At 39.5% G+C, this 1,446-nt stretch carries 1 protein-coding gene; it reads left to right on the top strand.

Translation table 11 applies throughout. The features are described from left to right. Positions 1-86: 86 nt before the first annotated feature. On the top strand, positions 87-1,430 hold the full coding sequence (locus ABDZ53_RS12875; RefSeq protein WP_343757159.1) for an ISLre2 family transposase: 1,344 nt from the start codon (positions 87-89) through the stop codon (positions 1,428-1,430). Positions 1,431-1,446 lie beyond the last annotated feature (16 nt).

Below are 1,446 nucleotides of genomic sequence, written 5' to 3'. Positions count from 1 at the left end.
TAGAAGTTACCACACAAATAGAAAGAGGTCTCGTTATGAACACTATAATAGCACAGTTAATCGCATTGTGGAAGGAGAAAAACACAATGCTTGATATAGAAAATCATTTAAATATATGGTTTCAAGGGTGGAATGAGTGGCTAATGAAACAAGCCATAGAACGAATGGACAAAGAACTCTATTACCAGTATAAGCAAGAAGGTTGGGGAATAGATAGAAGAGAACAGCGAACGGTCCAATTTCAGTTTGGACAAGTGACCTTTTACAGAAGGCGATTAACAAAAGAAGGCGAACAGTCTTTTCTAGCATTAGACAGAGCGTTGGGACTAGAAAAGTATAAACGTCACTCTCCGCATGTTAAAGCAGCTATGGCTCAATTAGGTGCTCAAATGCCCTATAGACAAGCAGAAAAAGCGTTAAAGCTGGCGGGATCTGTCAGAGCCAGTCATACGACCATTCATAAAGCGACACAAGAAGTAGGAGAAAAAGTCGAGACGTATCTTAGTCAGTATAATTATGCTTCATCAAACAAAAAGCGCAAGAAAGTCAAAGCCCTATTCATTGAAGGAGATGGAGTCGTTATCAAAGGAAGAGAAAGCAAATCTCCCGTTATTCATAGAATCGTTGTACATGAAGGCGTGAATAGAGAGAAGAAGCGTCATACGCTTATCAATCCTATGGTCTTTTCCAGTCTCGAATCTAGTCAGGACGCCTTTAAACAAGCCGCTCATTATTTGAATCAGGTATACAATTTAAAAGAGACCATTGTCGTTACGAACAGTGATGGCGGCAGTGGATATGAAGCAGATAAGTTTGAATCGATTGTTGGTTACAGTAAACAGCACGAGCATTTTAGAGACTTATTCCATGTCCATAAAAAGATTAAAGAACGTTTATCTTTTGATAAACCACTGGCCGATCAGGTGGAGAAAGCTATTTATCGTTATGATTGGGATAGAATCGAAACGCTTTGTGCCACCATTGAAAGTCGTCTGATTGATCTTCCTGAAGTCATTGTAGAGGAACGAATGGAACAGATTAGAAAACTCAAAAACTACTTAGCTCGCAATTCGATTTATATCAAACCGTTTAGGAAGCGTGATTTACCGATAGAAAGTGGCACAGGAGTTGGAGAGACGGGGCATCGTTTATATACCTATCGCATGAAAAGACAAGGGCGAAGTTGGACCAAAAAAGGTGCGAGTCACGTTGTGTCTATTCTCACTGCAGAGAAAAACGGGCTTTTACAGACAGCCTTAACAGCTGAAATAACAGATAAAGTTGAATCATTAGGTGAAGATATTAAAGGAGCTGTGCGTCAAGCACTGAAGAAAGTAGAATCCCCAGCTCATACAGTCCAAACGGGTTCTATCGTCAATTATGGCCCTAAAAGTAGTTTTATCGGGCAATTAGGACTTTCATTTAGTTAAATAAACAAATAATAGA

The sequence above is a fragment of the Alkalibacterium iburiense genome, assembly GCF_039521845.1.
GTDB classification, from domain to species: Bacteria; Bacillota; Bacilli; order Lactobacillales; family Carnobacteriaceae_A; genus Alkalibacterium; species Alkalibacterium iburiense.
The sequence above is the reverse complement of the archived record's forward strand: the minus strand, read 5'-3'. Positions and strand labels throughout refer to the sequence as shown.

Bases quoted from the DNA above. Each gene is read 5' to 3' on its own strand.
- ABDZ53_RS12875 (WP_343757159.1), top strand. From the start codon at position 87: ATGCTTGATATAGAAAATCATTTAAATATATGGTTTCAAGGGTGGAAT.